The following is a 14276-nucleotide window of genomic DNA, read 5'->3' as shown; positions in this document are numbered from 1 at the left end:
GATGCCTACCCTGTACTTCACCGCCCTCTTCATCGTCGCCGTCGTCGCGATGGTCGGCACCAAACTCTGGCTCGCGTCGCGGCAGATCCGCTTCGTCGTCGCGCATCGTGAACAGGTGCCCAGCCAGTTCGTGAACACCATCGCGCTCACCGCGCATCAGCGCGCAGCCGACTACACCGTCGAGCGCACGCGGCTCGCGATGGTCGAGATCGTCGTCGGCGCGGCCGTGCTGATCTGGCTCACGCTGCTCGGCGGCGTGCAGATGCTCGATCTCGCGATCTCCGACTGGCTCGGCCGCGGCTATGCCGGTCAGATTGCGCTGGTTGCCGCTGTGATCGCGATCACGAGCGCGATAGACCTGCCGTTCGACTACTACCGGCAGTTCGTCGTCGAGCAACGCTTCGGCTTCAATCGCATGAGCAAAAGCCTGTTCTTCTTCGACCGTCTGAAGGGCGCGCTGCTCGGTATCGCGTTCGGCTTGCCGCTGTTGTTTGTCGTGCTGTGGCTGATGAACCGCGCGGGCAACCTGTGGTGGCTGTGGGCATGGGTCGTGTGGGTCGCGTTCCAGATGTTCGGCCTGCTGATTTTCCCGACCTTCATCGCGCCGCTCTTCAACAAGTTCGAGCCGCTGAAGGATGAAGCGCTCGTGACCCGCATCGAGGCGCTGATGAAGCGCTGCGGCTTCGCCGCGAAGGGTCTGTTCGTGATGGACGGCAGCCGCCGCTCGGCGCACGGCAACGCGTACTTCACCGGCTTCGGCGCGAGCAAGCGCATCGTGTTTTTCGACACACTGCTTGCGCGCCTGTCGGGCCGCGAGATCGAAGCGGTGCTCGCGCACGAGCTCGGCCACTTCAAGCGCCGTCACGTGATGAAGCGCATGCTCGTCACGTTCGCGATCAGCCTCGCGATGCTCGCGCTGCTCGGCTGGCTGACGCAATGCGTATGGTTCTACGAAGGGCTCGGCGTGCGGCCGTCGCTCATTGGCGGCAACAGCGGACTCGCGCTCGTGCTGTTCTTCCTCGCGCTGCCGGTGTTCATGTTCTTCGTCACGCCGCTCGGCAGCCTCAGCTCGCGCAAGCACGAGTTCGAGGCCGACGCGTTCGCCGCGTCGCAAACCGACGCGCACGATCTGATCAACGCGCTCGTCAAGCTGTACGAGGACAACGCGTCGACATTGACGCCCGATCCGCTCTACACCGCGTTCTACTACTCGCATCCGCCGGCCTCGCAGCGGATCGACCGACTGTTGCAGCACGCATGAGCGGCCGCGCTCCCAAGAAAGCGGCGCGCGGCGCCGGGTCCGGCATGCACGGCGCGCGCACGGGCGGCCTCGTGGTGGCCGCGCACGGCCGCCACTATCTGGTCGCCCCTGAAGACGGCGGCGCGCTGCTACAGTGTTTCCCACGCGGCAAGCGCAGCGAGGTCGCGGTCGGCGATCGCGTGGTCTACGAGCCGACTTCGGCGGATCAAGGCGTGATCGTCGAAATTGGCGAGCGGCGCAATCTGCTGTATCGCTCGGACCAGTACAAGTCGAAGCTGTTCGCCGCGAACCTCGACCAACTGCTGATCGTGCTCGCGACCGAGCCGCATTTCAGCGAGGATCTGCTCGGCCGCGCGCTCGTCGCCGCCGAGGCGAACGAACTGAAGCCGCTGATCGTGCTGAACAAGATCGACGTCACCGCTGCTCTGGATGGCGCGCGCAAGCGGCTCGAGCCGTATCGCGCGCTCGGCTATCCGGTGCTCGAAGTGTCGATCCGCATGCAGCCCGAGGCGGCACGCGCCACGCTGACCGAACATCTGCACGGTCACGCGACATTGCTGCTCGGTCAGTCCGGCATGGGCAAATCGACGCTCGTGAACCTGCTGATTCCCGACGCCGAAGTGGCGACGCGCGAGATCTCGACCGCGTTGAACAGCGGGCGCCATACGACGACGTTCACGCGTCTTTATCCGCTGCCTCAGTCGGAGGGTACGGCCGATTTGAATCACGTCAACGGCGCGGCCGGCGCGCTGATCGACTCGCCGGGCTTCCAGGAATTCGGCCTGCACCATCTGACCGAAGGCCGGCTCGAACGCGCGTTCCCCGAGTTCCGGCCGCTGCTGCCGAACTGCCGTTTCTATAACTGCCATCATCTGCACGAGCCTGGCTGCGCTATCCTCGAAGCGGTCGCCGACGGCCGCATCCGCCGCGAACGGCATGCGCTTTATGCGCAACTCGTGCACGAGGCGAGCCAGATCGTCCGCTGACATGAAACTGATGCGCGCGCCGAACCTGATCATCGGACAGCATTGGGTCAACGTGCTGGAGACCGCGGGCATCGCCTGCGAGCTGCATAACCGCTATCTGAACGGCGCGCTCGGCGAGATTCCGGCCGATCAATGCGCGCCGGAGCTGTGGCTCGTCGATGAACGCGATGAGGCGGTCGCGCGGCGGCTGATCGAAGCGGCGTCGCGAGGACCGGCACCGGGCGCGCCTCTATGGCAATGTCAGCAGTGCGGCGAAATGCTCGAGGCGCAGTTCACCGTGTGCTGGCAATGCGGGACTGTGCGCGATCCTTTGAAGGGGTGAGGCGTCGTCGGGAATTGAAAAAGCCGGGCAACGCCCGGCTTTCTCTTGTGCTGCGCGCGCGTGGCCGCTTCAGGCGAGCCACACCGCGATGGTCAACATCAACAGCAGGATCATCCACAACACGACCGCGCGCCACACGAGCCCCACCGCCGATTGCAGCGTGCGCGGCGTGCAGTCGTCGCCGACCTGCATCGGCCCGCCGTCGCCGGTGGCGAGCGCGTCGAGGCTCGACGGCTCCGCGAGTGGCCCAGCCAGGCGCGCGCCGAGCGCCCCGCTGCCCGCGGCGAGCAACACGCCGTCGTTCGTATCGGGCCATTGCCGCGCATGATTGCGCCACGCGTAAATCGCATCCTCGAAATTGCCGACGATCGCAAAGCCCAGCGACGTCAGCCGCGCCGGCACCCAGTCGATCACGAAGAACGCGCGCTGCGCGAAGCTCGAAAACGCGACGGTGCGGTCGTCGGCCGGCCGCGCCCATGCGCGCGCCAGATATTCCGCGCAACGGTACAGCACCGCGCCGGCAGGGCCGACCGGAATCAGGAACCAGAAGAACACGCCGAACACGTGGCGATGCGACGCGACCACCGCGTGAATCAACGTGTGACGCACGATCTCGCTGACCGGCATGTCGACTGTCTCGAGCCCGGTCCATTCGTTGAGGATTTCGCGCGCGCGTGGCACGTCGTCGTTGTTCAACGCGAGATGGATGTCGGTGAAGTAGTGGCTGAACTGCCGGAAGCCGAGCGTGAAGTACAGCACCACGACGTTCCACAGGAACGCGAGCATGAAGTGAATGTGATACAGCACGTAATAGACGAGCGCGACTGCGAGCGTCCAGGGTAGCACCACGACGAGCCACGCGAGCAGACCGTGACGTTGCTTGCCAGCATCGAATCCGTGCGCCGCCGACTCCGCATGGTATTGAAGCAACGCAGATACCGGATTGTTCGGCGATAGCGCGCGTACCTGTTCAATGATCAGAGCCAGCAATACGGAGAAAAAAGTCATGCGATGCGCCGTGCTTTTTAAGTTTTTACGATTGTTTTATAACGATAGCACAGGGTCGGATGAGTCTGAACGCGGACGCTGACAAAGCGCCAACAAGTGCGTCGTTCGCGCAACTCGCATCGTCGGCGCGTCGATGCGAGTCATACCTCTCACGCGGCGAGGAACCGATAGAGGTTGCGCAGCATCGCGGCCGTCGCGCCCCAGATGAAATGATGGCCGCTTTGCACGGCCGCTGGCGTGGCCGTCTGGGCGTGTTGCCCGCCGTGCTGCTCGGCGGCTTCCGGAGCCACCGTCAATTCGCCGCGCGGATACGGCATCGCGAAGAAGCGGCGCTCCCCGCCCTCGTAGCGGAACAGCCGCTCTTCGTGGTTGGACGGGTCCATCAGGAACGCGAGCGGCACTTCGAAAACCTCGGCGACTTCGAGCGGATCGATCTCCAGCGAGAAAGGCGGGTGCACGAGAGCGATGATCGGCGACACGCGAAAGCCGGTGCCAGTCAGATAGTCGGGCAACGCGCCGAGAACTTCGACGCGCGACGCGTCGAGACCCACCTCTTCACGCGCTTCGCGCAGCGCCGTGGCGATCGCATTGGCGTCGAAAGGTTCCTGGCGGCCGCCGGGAAAACTCACCTGGCCGGCGTGATCGCTCAGATGGTCCGCGCGCTGCGTGAGCAACACGGTAAGGCCTCGCGCACGAACGACGAGCGGCACCAGCACCGCGGCCACGCGTGGGTCGAGGTCAGTGTTGCGCCACGGCGCATCGGCAATTTTTTCAGGGGTCCAGGCAAGTTGCCGATCGAAGCGCGCCCGCAGTGCATCGGGCGTCAGACGCTCGCCCGTGACCGGTGGCAGATCGGCGCCCGTCGCGATGACAGGCAGAGTTTCGGGCTCAAAGACGGGGCGGATCAACGGGTCTCTCTGATGAGCGGGGACATGCCGCTATTTTGACCTGGCCAACAAAAAAGCACCCGCGAGGGGTGCTTTTTCTTACAGCATTTACGCTTCGGAAGGAGCGCGGTCCTTCGAGACCAGCTTTTCCTTGATTCGAGCCGACTTGCCCGAACGCTCGCGCAGATAGTACAGCTTCGCACGACGCACATCGCCGCGACGCTTGACGACGATGCTTGCCAGCAGCGGCGAATACGTCTGGAACGTACGCTCGACGCCTTCGCCCGACGAAATCTTGCGGACGATGAACGACGAATTCAGACCACGGTTACGCTTGGCGATCACGACGCCTTCGTAAGCCTGCACACGCTTACGCGTGCCTTCAACCACGTTCACGCTGACGATGACCGTATCGCCCGGACCAAAATCCGGAATGGTCTTTTCGCCGAGAACGCGCGCGATTTCTTCCTGCTCGAGTTTTGCAATCAGATTCATCACTGACTCCTAGATCCATCTTGTCGGCGTTCGTACCTGCCCACGCTTACTGCGTTGGGCTACGGCCCCGATAGAGGATGGGTTCACATCTGGCACCGCACACGCATATACGGCACCGCCTTTTGTCCGCTCGAAAGACCGGAGCCTCAGGCCTTCGGCTCTTCCTTCGCGAGACTTGCGAGCCACGCCTCGTCGGCACGGCTCAGCATTCTGTTCTTTCTGGCCTTCACGATCAGATCGGGCCGTTTGTTCAACGTGTTGCGCAATGCTTCGCGCCGCCGCCACGCTTCGATTTCCGCATGATGGCCGCCGAGCAGCACATCGGGCACACGCACGCCCTCGTATTCCTCGGGACGTGTGTAGTGTGGACAATCGAGCAGCACGTCGACGAAACTATCCTGCACCGCCGACTGCGAGTCGTTCAGCACGCCGGGCAACTGACGCACGACCGCATCCATCAATGCCATCGCGGGCAGCTCGCCGCCCGACAGCACGAAGTCGCCAAGGCTGACTTCCTCGTCGACGACACGGTCGAGCAGACGCTGGTCGATCGCTTCGTAACGCCCGCACAACAGGATCAGACCGGGTTCGGTCGCGAACTTCATCACGCGCTCGTGATTTAACGTGGCGCCTTGCGGCGACATCATCACAACGCGCGACGCGCCGATGCCCTGCTCCGACTGCGCCGTTTTCGCGGCACTGATCGCATCTTCGAGCGGCCGAGCCAGCATGACCATGCCGGGGCCTCCGCCGTACGGGCGATCGTCGATGGTGCGGTAGTTGTCGGTCGTGAAATCGCGCGGATTCCACGTACGCAACCCATAACGCTGCTGCTTCGCGGCCCGGCTGGTGATACCCCAGTCAGTCAGCGCGCGGAACATTTCTGGAAAGAGCGTCACGACATCGAACTGCATCGCTCTCCCCACTCAACGATAGATTTCAATAGTCAGCTTCCCAGTCGACGACGATCTGCTTGGCCGTCTGGTCCACCGTTTTGACAAAGACGCCGACGAACGGGATCAAACGCTCGCCTGCGATCGGCTTGCCGCTTTTATCGGTAGCCGGGTATTCGATGCGCAGCACCGACTGCGCGCCGTTGTCGATCATGCTGGCGACCTTGCCGAGGCTGAGCCCAGCGAGATTCACCACGTCCAGGCCGATCAGATCGACCCAGTAGAATTCGTCGGCTTCGAGCGCCGGAAATTCGCTACGGCTGATGTACACGCGAGAGCCGCGCAAAGCCAGCGCCACATCGCGGTCAGCGATGCCACCCAGACGGGCGACCACGCTGTCGCTATGCGTTTTGGCCTGCAAGGACGGCGCCGATTTGCGCTCCTGGCCTTTCAGCAGCCACCAGCGCTTCGCGCTCAGCAAGGCGTCGCCGCCATGCCCGGCATCCGCATGCGCGGCCACCTTGACCCAGCCTTTGAGACCATACGCGTCGACGATTGCGCCGACTTCGACCGCATCGGCTGGCCAGCTCGCCGCCGTTTCGATGCGCATTTCTGCAGCTTCGGAACCAGCGTTCGCTACCTTGGCCTGCGCCTCTTTCACCTTGCCGTCGGTTCGTTCGACCGGCTTGCGGACGAATGCGCCGAACGACGCCTGACCAGACGCCTTTGCGCGCGAAGCTGCCTTGGCGCTACCAGAACTGCCGGAATCACGCTCAGACATCGAATAACCTCGACAACAACTTCGCAGCCGGCTTTGGCGTCTGCTTCAGTAACACAAATTGCGCATCGGACTGCTCACGCGAGTTGCGCGAGCCGCCGGCCGAACCGACGACGATACGCCCGCGGGCTGCCATATCAAGCAGCCGGCTGTGCCTTTTGGGCTTCCTTCACGAGACGCTCGACGGTCGGCGACAGCTGCGCGCCAACACCTTGCCAGTACGTCAGGCGATCCTGAGCGATACGCAGGGACTCGCCCTTCGTAGCGACCGGGTTGTAGAAACCGACGCGCTCGATGAAGCGGCCGTCACGACGGCTGCGCGAGTCGGTGGCGACGATGTTGTAGAACGGGCGCTTCTTGGAGCCGCCACGAGCCAAGCGGATGATGACCATACTAGAATCCTTGAAAACCGGGGTTCGGAACGACTGAAACACGCGATTATAGCGGGAAACCGACGCCATAACAAACACTTACCGGGATAAACTGAGGAACCGGGCCGCACCGGCCTTCTACAAGAAGTGCGCGATCCCGCTCAAACGCCCGAATTACCTGAAGGAGCGCGTGTGCAACGCCAACCGAACCTTCTGTTTCCATTCGCCTTTTTTGCTTTTTTCGTGCGCTTTGCTGGACTTTCGCGCACCCCGCGCAGCCGGATTCTACGCGTGGCGGCGGCCACGTTGCTCACCGCGCAGGCGTTGACGGCAAACGCCGCGCTACCCATCGAGAAAATCAAGCTGCCGCCGGGCTTTCACATCGAGGTGTTGTCGGACGACGTGCCGAGCGCACGCGCGATGACGTTATCGCCCAAGGGCATTCTGTACGTGGGCAGCAACGATGGGCACGTCTATGCGCTCGAACTGCGGAACGGCCGCGTGACGGGGCGCCACGTGATCGCGTCCGGGCTGCAGATGCCCGCCGGTGTCGCGTGGCACGATGGCGCGCTGTACGTGTCGGCCGTGTCGAAAATCGTGCGCTTCGATGCGATCGACTCGCACCTGAACGATCCGCCGAAACCGGTCGTCGTCACCGACAAGCTGCCGACGGACACGCATCATGGCTGGAAATTCATCGCGTTCGGCCCGGATGGCAAGCTGTACGTGCCGCAAGGCGCGCCGTGCAACATTTGCCAGAGAGATCCGGACCGCTTTGCGCTGATTGGCCGCATGGACCCGGACGGTAGCCACTACGAGGTCGTGGCGCGCGGCATCCGCAATTCGGTTGGCTTCGCATGGCATCCGGTCACCCACGAACTGTGGTTCACCGACAACGGTCGCGACCTGCTCGGCGACGACATTCCGAGCGACAAGCTCAGCCGCGCGTCACGAGTCGGCATGAACTTCGGCTTTCCGTACTGTCACGGCGGCGACACGCCCGACCCCGAGTTCGGCAAGGATCATCCGTGCAGCGACTTCACGCCGCCCGTGGTCAAGCTTGGCGCGCACGTGGCGGCGCTTGGCATGCGCTTCTACGACGGCCCGATGTTTCCGGCCGACTACCGCAACAATATCTTCATCGCCGAGCACGGCTCGTGGAACCGCAGCAAGAAGGTAGGCTACCGCGTGGTGCGCGTGATCACCGACCCTGAGGGCAGCCACGCACGCCAGCAAGTCTTTGCCGAAGGCTGGCTGCAACCCGGCGAATCGGTGTGGGGCCGTCCCGCCGACGTGCTGCCGCTGCCGGACGGTTCGCTACTGATCAGCGACGATACCGCCGGCGCGATCTATCGCGTCACGTATTCGGCGCCGTAGAGCGCGGATGCATGCATGTCCGGCTGAGCGGCTGCACTGGTCTTCAGCCAGTTCCGGCGCGTTCCGCCGCCCCGCTTTCAGCGCGGGCGCTCGCCCTCAACGTAACCACCCGCCCGCCGCAGGCGTAGAATGCGCGTCGGTCCGCGCCCTGCGGCGCGCCGCTCCTTTCGACCGCCTGTCACTCTGCCCACGCGTTCATGTCCACCGTTGCCTCGACCTCCCCGCGCTTCAGATCCAAGACGCTCACCGCCGCGCTGGCGTTCCTGTTCGGCAGCCTCGGCGCCCACCGCTTCTATCTGTATGGCATCCGGGACATCTTCGGCTGGACGCATCTGCTCGGCACGCTGATCGGCATTCCCGGCGTGATGCTGCTGATCGCGACCGAGCGCGCGTCGATCCTCGGCTGGGTGCTCGCGTCGATCGGTGCGGTTTCACTGTTCTCTGCGTTTCTGGCCGCGCTCGTCTACGGGCTGCGTCCGGATCAGAAATGGGATGCGCAATTCAACGCCCACACGCAACGCAAAAGCCGCTCAGGCTGGACGGTCATTTTCGTCGTGATCTTTTCGCTGCTCATCGGTGCGTTTCTGCTGATGACCGGTCTCGCGCTCGCGTTCCAGACCTACTTCGAAAGCCAGGTCGAAGCGGCCAAAGCGATTTCGCAGTAACACCCGTCGCGGGACCAACAGGTATTCCTGCGCGCTAGAAAAGCCTCAATTGCGGATTGTCACGCGCCGGTGCGCTCGCCTGCTCGGCGCGCGGCGACTCGATCCGGCGGAAGTGCGACATGTCGAGAATGCCGCGGTCACGCCCGCTCAGCCCCAACCGGCGCGCGGCCTTGTGAAAGCGCTGCTTGAGCAGATCCGCCCATAACCCCTCTCCCTTCATGCGGGTCGAGAACGACGAGTCGTAATCCTTGCCGCCCCGCATGTCGTGCACACGGTTCATCACGCGCTCGGCACGATCCGGGAAATGTGCGCTCAGCCAATCCTTGAACAGCGGCGCGACCTCCCACGGCAACCGCAGCACGATATAGCTCGCGTTGCTGGCGCCCGCTTCCGCGCACGCTTCGAGCACGCGCTCCATGTCCGGTTCGGTGACGAACGGGATCACCGGCGCGATGCTGACGCCGACCGGAATGCCCGCCTCGCTGAGCGTACGGATCGTGCGCAGGCGGCGCGACGGCGTCGCCGCGCGCGGTTCGAGCGTGCGCGCGATGTCGGCGTCCAGCGTGGTGATCGTGATCGCGGCCATGAATTGCCCGCGCTCCGCCATCGGCGCGAGCAGGTCGATATCGCGCTCGATCAGCGACGATTTGGTGATCGCCGCGAACGGGTGATTGCGCTCGCTGAGCACCTCGATCACCCGACGCGTAAGTCGCAAGTCGCGTTCGGCCGGCTGCCATGCGTCGGTCGCGACGCCGAGCGCGATCGGCTCGGGCACATAGGATTTCTTCGACAGTTCCCGCTCGAGCAGTTCGGGCGCGTTGATCTTCGCGTAGATGCGGCTTTCGAAATCGAGCCCCGGCGACAACCCCAGGTAACTGTGCGTGGGCCGCGCGAAGCAATAGATGCAACCGTGCTCGCAACCGCGATACGGATTCAGCGACACATTGAACGGAATGTCCGGCGACGCGTTGCGTGTGAGGATGGTTTTCGCGCGCTCCCCGAACACCTGCGTGCGCAGGAGCTTCGGCTCGCAGTCTTCGTCGGCCGCCTGCCAGCCGTCGTCGACGGCCTCGCGCTGGTCGACTTCGTAGCGGCCTTGCAGGTTCGTGACCGCACCGCGCCCCTTGCGAGGCGCCGGCGGCGCGATCGGAAATTCCGGAATGTCAGGGGTGTCGGGGTCATCCACGGCGGGCCACGCAAAGCTAGCGCAAACAGGAAGCGCCAAAAGAAAACGGCGCAAAACACCTGTATAAATATACAGTATTTACGCCGTTTGTCGAGCACTTCGGGTGCCGCGAGATGCGCGACCAGCCCCGTCAGCGATCAGGCACTTTAGTCGGTCACCGCGATCGTCAGCGTCTCCTTGATTTCCTCCATCACCACATAGCTCTTCGACTGCACCGCTCCCGGCAACTGCAGCAGGATGTCGCCGAGCAACTTGCGGTAGTCGGCCATTTCGCCGATGCGCGCCTTGATCAGATAGTCGAAATCGCCCGACACGAGGTGGCACTCGAGCACCTCGGGGATCTTCTGCACCTCGCGGCGGAACTGGTCGAACATGTTGCCGCTCTTGTGATCGAGCGTGATCTCGACGAACACCAGCAGCGCCGCGCCCAGTTCTGCCGGATTCACGCGCGCGTAGTAGCCGGTGATCACGCCGTCGCGCTCCATTCGCTTGACACGCTCGATGCAAGGTGTCACCGACAGACCGACCCGTTCCGCCAGGTCTTTCATCGCCATACGGCCGTCCTGCTGCAGGAGCCGCAGGATCTTGTGATCGAGCTTATCGAGAGCCCGCACGGGATGGCGCTGGGTACGCATAGTGTTTTTGCTGAAAATGATGAAAATTCGATAACAAAACCTGCTTCACTGTCAATAGTATAGCGGTTAACACTGGGCAGACGGCATTTCACCTCACGTTGCAGCTCGTCGAATCGAAGCAGATCGAATCCAGCGAAACGCGCCTTGCCCTCACTCAATTTTTGGACATCTGGAGCAGCTATGCGAGTCGTCGTTTTGGGCAGTGGCGTCGTCGGTGTAACGAGCGCGTACTACCTCGCACGCGCCGGTCACGAAGTGACCGTCATCGATCGCGAGGCCGGCCCGGCGCTCGAAACCAGCTTTGCCAACGCGGGCCAGATCTCGCCGGGCTACGCGTCGCCGTGGGCCGCGCCGGGCGTGCCGCTGAAGGCCGTCAAGTGGATGTTCCAGAAGCACGCGCCGCTCGCGATCCGCCTCGACGGCACCACGTTCCAGCTGCAATGGATGTGGCAGATGCTGCAGAACTGCACGGCGCCGCGCTATGGGGTGAACAAGGGCCGCATGGTGCGGCTCGCCGAATACAGCCGCGACTGCCTGCAGGCGCTGCGCGCCGACACCGGCATCCAGTACGAAGGCCGCACCGGTGGCACGCTGCAGGTATTTCGCACGCAGCAGCAGTTCGACGGCGCCGCGAAAGACATCGCCGTGCTGCAGGAAGCCAACGTGCCGTACGAACTGCTGAGCGCCGACCAACTAGGCAAGGCTGAACCGGCGCTCGCCGCGGTGTCGCACAAGCTCACGGGCGGCCTGCGCCTGCCAGGCGACGAAACGGGCGACTGCCAGATGTTCACGACGCGCCTCGCGGCACTCGCCGAGCAACTGGGCGTCAAGTTCCGCTACAACACGCCGATCGACGCGCTCGCGATGGCAGGCGGCCGCATCGCCGGCGTGCAGTGCGGCGGCGAACTGGTGCGCGCGGACTCGTTCGTGGTCGCGCTCGGCTCGTACTCGACGCGCTTCCTCGACGGCATCGTGAAGATTCCGGTCTATCCGCTGAAGGGCTATTCGATCACCGCGCCGATCGTCGACGCGGCTGCCGCGCCGGTGTCGACCGTGCTCGACGAGACCTACAAGATCGCGATCACGCGCTTCGATGACCGGATTCGCGTCGGCGGCATGGCTGAGGTCGTGGGCTTCGACAAATCACTGCGCGAGGCGCGCCGCAAGACGCTCGAGCTTTCGGTGAACGACCTGTTCCCGGGCGGCGGCGACACGTCGAAGGCGACGTTCTGGACCGGTCTACGGCCGATGACGCCGGATAGCACGCCGATCGTCGGCCGCACGCCGGTGCCGAACCTGTTCCTGAACACCGGCCACGGCACGCTCGGCTGGACGATGTCGTGCGGCTCAGGCCAACTGCTCGCCGACCTGATGTCGGGCAAGCAACCGGCGATCCGCGCGGACGATCTGTCGGTGCATCGCTATCTCGGCGAGACCGCGGGCGAACATCGGCCGGCGTATGCGTGAGTTCGAGTGCGTGCGCTGACGCGGCCCTGGCCGCAAGCGCACGCGGCAACAAACAGCAGCGGCAAAAACTAACGGCGCCTCGCGAGGCGCCGTTTGTTTTCCAAGGTGCCGCCGCAATCGCGGCAGGCACCGAGGCATGCTTAGAACTGGTCTTCCGACAAAGCCAACACGCCCTCGCCACCCTTCGCGCTGACGATCGCCACTTCGAGCGCCGCCGCCTGCGGCAGCACATGCTCGGCGTAAAACCGCGCGGTCGCAATCTTCGCGTCATGAAACGCGGGATCCTCGTCGCGCCTCGCCGCCGCCGCAAGCTGCGCACGCGCCATCTGCCAGCCGCCTAGCACGATGCCCGCGAGCTTCAGATAGGGCACGCTGCCCGCGAACACCGCATTCGGATCGCCCTTCGCATTCGCGACGACGAAATCGACGACCGCGCCAAGCGCCCGCTGACCCTCAGCGAGTTGCGTCCGCATCGACGCGAACGCCGCGCCCTGCTGCGCACCGAGCGCTTCGACCGTTTCGGCGATACCAGCAAGCAGTTCCTTCGCGACCTTGCCGCCGTCGCGCAGCGTCTTGCGACCGATCAGGTCGTTGGCCTGGATCGCGGTCGTGCCTTCGTAGATCGGCAGAATGCGCGCGTCACGGTAGTACTGCGCGGCGCCGGTTTCCTCGATGAAGCCCATGCCGCCGTGCACCTGCACGCCGAGGCTCGCCACGTCGATTGACAATTCCGTGCTCCAGCCCTTCACGATCGGCACCAGGTATTCGTAGATCGCCTGATGTTTGGCACGCGTCGCGTCGTCAGGATGACGATGCGCGATATCGCAGTGCGAGGCCGCGACGTACGCGAGCGCGCGCGACGCCTCGGTGAGGCTGCGCATCGTCGACAGCATGCGGCGCACGTCCGGGTGCTGGATGATCGCGACCGACTGCTTCGCGGAGCCATCCACGGGACGGCTCTGCACGCGCTCCTTCGCATACGCGACCGCTTTCTGATACGCGCGATCCGAAATCGCGACGCCTTGCATGCCGACCGCGAAACGCGCGGCGTTCATCATGATGAACATGTATTCGAGGCCGCGATTCTCTTCGCCGATCAACTGACCGAGCGCGCCGCCGTGATCGCCGAACTGCAGCACCGCGGTCGGGCTCGCTTTGATGCCGAGCTTGTGCTCGATCGACACGCAATGCACATCGTTGCGCTCACCGAGCGAGCCGTCCTCGTTGACGAGAAACTTCGGCACGAGGAACAGCGAAATGCCCTTCACACCATCGGGCGCGTTAGGCGTGCGCGCAAGGACGAGATGGACGATGTTCTTCGCCATGTCGTGCTCGCCCCAGGTAATGAAAATCTTCGTGCCGAACAGCTTGAACGAACCGTCGGCCTGCGGCTCGGCGCGCGTGCGCACCAGCGCGAGATCGGAGCCCGCCTGCGGCTCGGTCAGGTTCATCGTGCCGGTCCATTCGCCTGAAATCAGCTTCGGCACGAAGGTCTTTTTCTGCGCTTCGCTGCCGGCGGTCAGTAGTGCTTCGATCGCGCCGTCGGTGAGCAAAGGACACAACGCGAACGACAAATTCGACGCGTTGAGCATTTCGACGCATGGCGTCCCGATGAGCTTCGGCAACCCCTGTCCTTCGTAGTCGAGCGGGTGCTGCACACCCTGCCAGCCGCCCTCGGCGAACTGGTGGAACGCGTCCCTGAAACCGGGCGTCGCGGTGACGACGCCATCCTTCCAACTGCTCGGGTTGCGATCGCCGTCGACGTTCAGCGGCGCGAGCACTTCGCCGCACAGTTTCGCCGACTCGTCGAGCACGGCCTGCGCCGTATCGAGGTTCGCGTCTTCGAAGCCGGGCAGCTTCGCGATGTCTTCGAGTCCGGCCAGTTCTTTCATCACGAACAGCATGTCCTTGATGGGCGCCGTATAGCTCATTTCGGTTCTCCTCC

General features: G+C 64.0%; 15 protein-coding genes. 6 read left to right on the top strand and 9 right to left on the bottom strand.

The features are described 5' to 3' along the window. Position 1: 1 nt before the first annotated feature. From AB3X96_RS16455 to AB3X96_RS16445, 3 genes are read left to right on the top strand one after another with little or no spacing between them, the layout of a single operon-like run. Complete coding sequence (locus AB3X96_RS16455; protein ID WP_368590524.1) at positions 2 to 1261, top strand: M48 family metallopeptidase; 1260 nt, start codon at positions 2 to 4, stop codon at positions 1259 to 1261. Then, a complete protein-coding gene (rsgA, locus tag AB3X96_RS16450; RefSeq protein ID WP_368590523.1) occupies positions 1258 to 2247 on the top strand; it encodes a ribosome small subunit-dependent GTPase A in 990 nt (329 codons plus the stop codon). The genes AB3X96_RS16455 and rsgA overlap by 4 nt, the downstream gene beginning before the upstream one ends. A gap of 1 nt (position 2248) precedes the next feature. Then, on the top strand, positions 2249 to 2569 hold the full coding sequence (locus AB3X96_RS16445) for a DUF2007 domain-containing protein (protein WP_176124218.1): 321 nt from the start codon (positions 2249 to 2251) through the stop codon (positions 2567 to 2569). Between the two features lie 69 nt (positions 2570 to 2638). Here AB3X96_RS16445 and AB3X96_RS16440 read toward each other — a convergent pair whose 3' ends face one another. The 6 genes from AB3X96_RS16440 to rpsP all read right to left on the bottom strand — a co-directional run bounded on the left by AB3X96_RS16440 (position 2639) and on the right by rpsP (position 7022). After that, positions 2639 to 3577, bottom strand: coding sequence for a CobD/CbiB family protein (locus tag AB3X96_RS16440; RefSeq protein ID WP_176105407.1), 939 nt, complete (start codon positions 3575 to 3577; stop codon positions 2639 to 2641). A gap of 149 nt (positions 3578 to 3726) precedes the next feature. Further along, complete coding sequence (locus AB3X96_RS16435) at positions 3727 to 4485, bottom strand: CoA pyrophosphatase (RefSeq protein ID WP_368590522.1); 759 nt, start codon at positions 4483 to 4485, stop codon at positions 3727 to 3729. A gap of 87 nt (positions 4486 to 4572) precedes the next feature. Next, positions 4573 to 4959, bottom strand: a complete 387-nt coding sequence (gene rplS, locus AB3X96_RS16430) for a 50S ribosomal protein L19 (protein ID WP_176105405.1) — start codon at positions 4957 to 4959, stop codon at positions 4573 to 4575. Positions 4960 to 5105: 146 nt separating this feature from the next. Beyond that, positions 5106 to 5873: a tRNA (guanosine(37)-N1)-methyltransferase TrmD gene (gene trmD, locus AB3X96_RS16425; RefSeq protein WP_368590521.1), complete on the bottom strand. Its 768-nt coding sequence runs from the start codon at positions 5871 to 5873 to the stop codon at positions 5106 to 5108. Positions 5874 to 5898: 25 nt separating this feature from the next. Beyond that, the gene (gene rimM, locus AB3X96_RS16420; RefSeq protein ID WP_368590520.1) at positions 5899 to 6633 is read right to left on the bottom strand and encodes a ribosome maturation factor RimM; all 735 of its coding nucleotides are present in this window, start codon (positions 6631 to 6633) and stop codon (positions 5899 to 5901) included. A gap of 134 nt (positions 6634 to 6767) precedes the next feature. Continuing rightward, the gene (gene rpsP / locus AB3X96_RS16415; protein WP_013090118.1) at positions 6768 to 7022 is read right to left on the bottom strand and encodes a 30S ribosomal protein S16; all 255 of its coding nucleotides are present in this window, start codon (positions 7020 to 7022) and stop codon (positions 6768 to 6770) included. Positions 7023 to 7193: 171 nt separating this feature from the next. Between rpsP and AB3X96_RS16410 the strand changes: the two genes are divergently transcribed. Further along, positions 7194 to 8378, top strand: coding sequence for a sorbosone dehydrogenase family protein (locus tag AB3X96_RS16410; protein WP_368590519.1), 1185 nt, complete (start codon positions 7194 to 7196; stop codon positions 8376 to 8378). Positions 8379 to 8575: 197 nt separating this feature from the next. Continuing rightward, on the top strand, positions 8576 to 9043 hold the full coding sequence (locus AB3X96_RS16405; protein WP_368590518.1) for an NINE protein: 468 nt from the start codon (positions 8576 to 8578) through the stop codon (positions 9041 to 9043). 34 nt (positions 9044 to 9077) lie between these two features. On the opposite strand, the gene AB3X96_RS16400 is transcribed toward AB3X96_RS16405, so the two are convergent. Together AB3X96_RS16400 and AB3X96_RS16395 are read right to left on the bottom strand one after the other, a co-directional pair. Next, positions 9078 to 10229 carry a PA0069 family radical SAM protein gene (locus tag AB3X96_RS16400; protein ID WP_368590517.1) on the bottom strand — a complete coding sequence of 384 codons (1152 nt, stop codon included), beginning with the start codon at positions 10227 to 10229 and terminating at the stop codon, positions 9078 to 9080. 146 nt (positions 10230 to 10375) lie between these two features. Beyond that, complete coding sequence (locus AB3X96_RS16395; protein ID WP_013090122.1) at positions 10376 to 10864, bottom strand: Lrp/AsnC ligand binding domain-containing protein; 489 nt, start codon at positions 10862 to 10864, stop codon at positions 10376 to 10378. A gap of 180 nt (positions 10865 to 11044) precedes the next feature. On the opposite strand from AB3X96_RS16395, the gene AB3X96_RS16390 reads away from it, so the two are divergent. Then, the gene (locus tag AB3X96_RS16390) at positions 11045 to 12331 is read left to right on the top strand and encodes a D-amino acid dehydrogenase (RefSeq protein ID WP_368590516.1); all 1287 of its coding nucleotides are present in this window, start codon (positions 11045 to 11047) and stop codon (positions 12329 to 12331) included. Between the two features lie 140 nt (positions 12332 to 12471). On the opposite strand, the gene AB3X96_RS16385 is transcribed toward AB3X96_RS16390, so the two are convergent. Continuing rightward, on the bottom strand, positions 12472 to 14262 hold the full coding sequence (locus AB3X96_RS16385; protein ID WP_368590515.1) for an acyl-CoA dehydrogenase: 1791 nt from the start codon (positions 14260 to 14262) through the stop codon (positions 12472 to 12474). Positions 14263 to 14276: the final 14 nt, after the last annotated feature.

Origin of the sequence: Paraburkholderia sp. BR13439 (genome assembly GCF_040948805.1) — a bacterium.
In the GTDB taxonomy this organism is placed as follows: Bacteria; Pseudomonadota; Gammaproteobacteria; order Burkholderiales; family Burkholderiaceae; genus Paraburkholderia; species Paraburkholderia youngii.
The sequence above is the reverse complement of the archived record's forward strand: the minus strand, read 5'-3'. Positions and strand labels throughout refer to the sequence as shown.

Coding starts and splice junctions, on each gene's coding strand:
- AB3X96_RS16390 (WP_368590516.1), top strand. CDS start 11,045: ATGCGAGTCGTCGTTTTGGGCAGTGGCGTCGTCGGTGTAACGAGCGCG.
- rsgA (WP_368590523.1), top strand. CDS start 1,258: ATGAGCGGCCGCGCTCCCAAGAAAGCGGCGCGCGGCGCCGGGTCCGGC.
- AB3X96_RS16445 (WP_176124218.1), top strand. CDS start 2,249: ATGAAACTGATGCGCGCGCCGAACCTGATCATCGGACAGCATTGGGTC.
- AB3X96_RS16405 (WP_368590518.1), top strand. CDS start 8,576: ATGTCCACCGTTGCCTCGACCTCCCCGCGCTTCAGATCCAAGACGCTC.
- trmD (WP_368590521.1), bottom strand. CDS start 5,873: ATGCAGTTCGATGTCGTGACGCTCTTTCCAGAAATGTTCCGCGCGCTG.
- rplS (WP_176105405.1), bottom strand. CDS start 4,959: ATGAATCTGATTGCAAAACTCGAGCAGGAAGAAATCGCGCGCGTTCTC.
- AB3X96_RS16455 (WP_368590524.1), top strand. CDS start 2: ATGCCTACCCTGTACTTCACCGCCCTCTTCATCGTCGCCGTCGTCGCG.
- rimM (WP_368590520.1), bottom strand. CDS start 6,633: ATGTCTGAGCGTGATTCCGGCAGTTCTGGTAGCGCCAAGGCAGCTTCG.
- AB3X96_RS16395 (WP_013090122.1), bottom strand. CDS start 10,864: ATGCGTACCCAGCGCCATCCCGTGCGGGCTCTCGATAAGCTCGATCAC.
- AB3X96_RS16385 (WP_368590515.1), bottom strand. CDS start 14,262: ATGAGCTATACGGCGCCCATCAAGGACATGCTGTTCGTGATGAAAGAA.
- AB3X96_RS16440 (WP_176105407.1), bottom strand. CDS start 3,577: ATGACTTTTTTCTCCGTATTGCTGGCTCTGATCATTGAACAGGTACGC.
- rpsP (WP_013090118.1), bottom strand. CDS start 7,022: ATGGTCATCATCCGCTTGGCTCGTGGCGGCTCCAAGAAGCGCCCGTTC.